The organism is Succinimonas sp. (assembly GCF_045225735.1).
Lineage (GTDB): Bacteria > Pseudomonadota > Gammaproteobacteria > Enterobacterales > Succinivibrionaceae > Succinimonas.
In genome coordinates this window covers 1-4,580 of the sequence record NZ_JBGVBR010000057.1, presented here as the reverse complement: position 1 = coordinate 4,580, position 4,580 = coordinate 1, and the positions used below count along the sequence as shown (strand labels likewise).

2 protein-coding genes are annotated in these 4,580 nt (G+C 54.5%); one reads left to right on the top strand and one right to left on the bottom strand.

Going from position 1 to position 4,580, the window contains the following annotated elements:
* The first annotated feature begins 133 nt into the window (after window positions 1–133).
* Window positions 134–1,489: a hypothetical protein gene (locus ACJROR_RS01980; protein ID WP_406545636.1), complete on the top strand. Its 1,356-nt coding sequence runs from the start codon at window positions 134–136 to the stop codon at window positions 1,487–1,489.
* A gap of 171 nt (window positions 1,490–1,660) precedes the next feature.
* Here the strand turns inward: ACJROR_RS01980 and metG are convergent, their stop codons facing one another.
* On the bottom strand, window positions 1,661–3,760 hold the full coding sequence (gene metG, locus ACJROR_RS01975) for a methionine--tRNA ligase (RefSeq protein ID WP_406545635.1): 2,100 nt from the start codon (window positions 3,758–3,760) through the stop codon (window positions 1,661–1,663).
* Between the last annotated feature and the right edge of the window lie 820 nt (window positions 3,761–4,580).

The window sequence follows — 4,580 nt, the reverse complement described above, 5'->3', positions numbered from 1 at the left end:
CAATGATGGATAATTAATGAGAAGGGGAGCATTCATCCTGACAGCTCTGAAACCAGATTCCGGACACAGCAGATCCCCGGATGAGTCCCAAACACTCACGTCCGGGCTCCCATTCGGCGCAAAGGAGGCCTTTATGAAACGGTGCGGATTCCTTGCCGGTATTGCGCGGTTTTGCGGCAGTTCTGTTTTTTGCGGTTCCCTGATTTTGGACTCGCTGCTTTCCGGTTCTTCCATGTCTCTCGCCGCGGATATCTGCTTCTCCAGATTGGACAGCGGGGAAGGCTATATCACCATCACCGGAGAGATCCGGGCCAGGGACGCTCCGGACTTTATCACTCTCGCTGACAGTCTTTCCCGGGGCGGCATTCCGGCGAAATTCGTGGTGCTGGACAGTCCCGGCGGACAGGTAATGCCGGCTCTGGAGATCGCCCGGCGGGTCAGCGAAGACGGGATGGGCACGGTGGTGCTGGAGAATGCCACCTGCGCCAGCGCCTGCTTTCTGATATTTATCTCCGGCTCGTCCCGGGCTGCCATGCCGGGAGCCTCCATGTACGTGCATCGGATCTCCGATGAGGACGGGGACAGTCTTTCCGCCCGGGGCTACTCGGTGACCATAAATGACCTCTACCGCAAGCTCAAGGTGCCGGACAATATCCGGATGGCCATGCTGGACACTCCGCCGGGGGAATCCTATCGCCTTACGGAGCAGGATCTCCGGAATATTTCCACGCTGTCCCTTCCGGAAAAGCCTGCCCCGAAACCGCAGGCTCAGCGGGGTTCCGCTTCCGGACAGGGAATTTTCAGTTCCGGCAGAGCTTTGGCAACAGCCCCAAAGCCCAGTCCCGCCGATGATGTTTTTGCCGAGATAGATCGTCAGGCGGAGGAGCTGGCCAAATCTGACGACCTCCGTTCCGGGATCTGGGCCACGGATGCCTACTACCGCAGCATTCCGCTGTACGATACCCGGGGCATGGATTTTGAGGAGGCTGCGGCAAAGCTCGCCCGCCTTATTCCCGGAGATCGCACCGGCATCCCCGAATACCTTATCGGAAAGATGTATCAGGACGGTCTGGGGGGAAACGTAAAGCAGCATGAAACCGCCTGGTACTATTACGAAAAGGCCGCAAACAAAGGCAACGGTCTTGCCATATTCCGGATGGGGATGTACTTCAAGAAGCACGGCCGGGATGCCGAGGCGGTGTCCTATATCCTCAAGGCTGTCAAAATGATGGTGCCGGCGGCGGTGAACTATCTGGGGTACATTTCGGAGCAGGGGATCATGGTGCCTCAGGATTACGGCATGGCGATTATTATGTACTACACCGGATACCGTCTGGGCAGCGATCAGTCCTCCTATGCTCTCGGCAATATGTTTCTGAACGGCATCGGCGTGGACAGAGACCTGAAAGCAGCCTGCGCCTTGTTCCGGGAGTCGGCCTCCCGGGGCAACCTCAAGGCCGAAAGGGTGTACCGGGAGAACTGCCGGTAGGAAGCATTCGGTATTCGGCAGCAGACATAAAAAAACCGGGGTGTCCCCGGTTTCTTTTTAAGCCTGAAGCTCTGCCGCTTATTATGTGCTGAACATGGTTTTCAGACACGAATTTCGGCAGGTATTTCAGCATTTATTCTGCGAGATTGCCGTTCCTCAGATCAGGCAGGATCAGGACACCCGATCTCCCGGCTTCACTCCCTCATCGGCAGACAGGAGGAAGATATCCTTCTTCCCGGGCCCGGCGGAGAGGATCATGCCCTCGGAAACCCCGAAGCGCATCTTCCGGGGTGCCAGGTTATAAACCATGATCACAAATCTTCCCACGAGAGCCGCCGGATCCTGATAGGCGGACTTGATGCCGGAGAAGACCTGCCGGGTTTCGCCGTTGCCGAGATCCAGCTGGAACTTAAGGAGCTTGTCGGATTCCGGCACCTCCTCGCAGGAGATCACTTTGGCGGCCCGGAGATCCAGCTTCGCAAAGTCGTCAATGGTGATAATGCCGGGAGCGTCGTCTTCATCCTTCCCCTTGCTCTTGCCGTCAGACTGCTTGCCGCTCCGGCCATCCTTTTTGGCCTCTCCCTTTTTGGCTGCGGTCTTGTTTTCCGCAGCGTTAAGATCCTGAAGATCCTGCTTGGAGTCTGCGATCATGGCCTCCACGCTCTTCATGTCAATGCGTTTGAAGAGGGCCTTGAAGGGTGCGATTTCCTTATCAAGGAGCGCCGTGCCCAGATTATCCCAGGAGAGATCGGTCTTCAGGAACTCCGCGCTGTCCCGGGCCAGTTTGGGGAGCACCGGAGAAAGATAGGTGATAAGCACCCGGTAAAGGTTGAGACAGGTGGTGCAGATCCTTTGAAGCTCGTCATTCCGGGATTCGTCCTTGGCCACTACCCAGGGAGCCTTTTCATCCACGTAGCGGTTAGCGTCATCAGCTAATTCCATGACCTTTCTGATAAGGGCGGAGTACTCCCGGGCATTGTAGCCGGCGGCGATTTCCTCCCGGGCGGCGACAAAGGAATCCAGAAGCTCCGGATTATCCAGAGAGGCGGCCAGCTTTCCCTGGAACTTCTTGGTGATAAACACGGCGGTGCGGGAGGCCAGATTTACCAGCTTGTTCACGAGATCGGAGTTGGTGCGGGCCACAAAGTCCGGGAGATTGAGATCCAGATCGTCGATCCGGCCGTTCATCTTGGAGGCGTAGTAGTAGCGGAGGCATTCCGGATCAAAGTGCTTAAGGTAGGTTGCAGCCTTGATGAAGGTGCCCTTGGACTTGCTCATCTTGGCGCCGTTCACCGTAACGTACCCGTGGACGTAGAGATGGTTCGGCACCCGGCAGCCGGCGCCGTGAAGCATGGCCGGCCAGAAAAGGCTGTGGAAGTAGAGAATGTCCTTGCCGATAAAGTGCACCATTTCGGAATCGGAGCTTTCCTTCAGGAATTCCTCGAAATCGATGCCCTTGGAGGTCATGAAGTTCTTGAAGGAAGCGAGATACCCCACCGGCGCATCCAGCCAGACGTAGAAGTATTTGTCTTCCGTGCCGGGGATCATAAAGCCGAAGTAGGGGGCGTCCCGGCTGATATCCCACTGCTGCAGACCGGCGTCAAACCATTCCTGAAGCTTATTGGCCATTTCCTTGGGCAGGGATCCGGAATTGATCCATTCCTTAAGGAAGCCCTCGAACTTGGGGAGGTCAAAGAAATAGTGCTCGGACTCCTTCATTACCGGAACGGCTCCTGAAATCACGGAGCGGGGATTTATGATCTCGGCCGGAGAGTAGGAGGCGCCGCAGACTTCGCAGTTATCCCCGTACTGATCCTCCGCGTGGCATCTCGGACAGGTGCCCTTCACGAAGCGATCCGGCAGGAACATCTTCTTTTCCGGATCAAAGAGCTGGGAGATCTTTTTTACCTGAATGTAGCCCCGATCCCGGAGTATGGTGTAGAGCTTTTCGGAAATTTCGCGGTTTTCCGGAGAGTTGGTGCGGTAGTAGTGATCATAACTGATCTCGAAGCCGGCAAAGTCCCGGCGGTGTTCGGTTTCCATTTCCCCGATAACGTCCTCGGGGGTTCTGCCCAGCTTCTGAGCCTTGATCATAATGGGGGTGCCGTGCTGATCGTCGGCGCATACAAAATAAACCCGGCGTCCCTGCATTCTCTGGAACCTGACAAAGATGTCCGCCTGGATATGTTCCAGAATATGACCCAGGTGAATGGACCCGTTGGCATAAGGCAATGCGCAGGTTACGAGTAAGGTATTTGACTTGTCTGTCATTATGAAAAGCTCCGTTAACCTTTCCAGTGTAAAAAAATTGTGAGTATTGTAGCAGATCGCCGGATGACAATAAAGGAGGAGAAAAAAGGAACGGAAAAGGGCGGGGAACCCCGCAGCGGGGCGGAGTCAGGTCCCTTGTGACGCCGCCGGGCTGATCCTTTGCTCAGGCCGGAACCGGTAACGATAAATCCCGATACTTTTGTCCGGAGATGCCTGCTTTGACAATTATGCAATCCTGCTGTTATCTTGTCGGGGCATCTTGTCGGTCTGGAGCTGCCAAAACCGCCCGGCCAAAACACAGTACCAATTACAGTAACGCTGAAAACGCAAACTCAGATCAGATGCGTCATCTTCTGTCAAAGCCTTAATTTAAAAGGATTTGCCTTCGCAGAATTTATGGTGCTGATTTATGGGCGCTGATTGTCTGAATTGTCAGTCTTGATTGCAGATCAAAGCTATAGAATGCAATAATTTACAAAATAACAGTGACATTTAGTACAACAGGCATATCATAACAATATTAAAGCTGATACCGGAGACGATGATGAAAGGACAATCTGAAGAAGAGAAGCAGCGGATACTGTCGCTTGCCGGCAATCCCAAAAACGGGCCATCGGCGCCGTAATTGACGGCAAATATCTGACCATTGAAGAATACCATGCCCGGTACACTCGTCTCGGCAAATCCCGGGTGATTATTCCGTCCCTGCCTGAAGAAACCATGCCTTAACTGAGGGCACTGACATCAATATGCAGAAATTTCCCTGTAAACGGACAGCCCGCGCCTTTTTGATCGGAATGCGGATCTCGTATTGACAGAG

Coding starts and splice junctions, on each gene's coding strand:
- metG (WP_406545635.1), bottom strand. CDS start 3,760: ATGACAGACAAGTCAAATACCTTACTCGTAACCTGCGCATTGCCTTAT.
- ACJROR_RS01980 (WP_406545636.1), top strand. CDS start 134: ATGAAACGGTGCGGATTCCTTGCCGGTATTGCGCGGTTTTGCGGCAGT.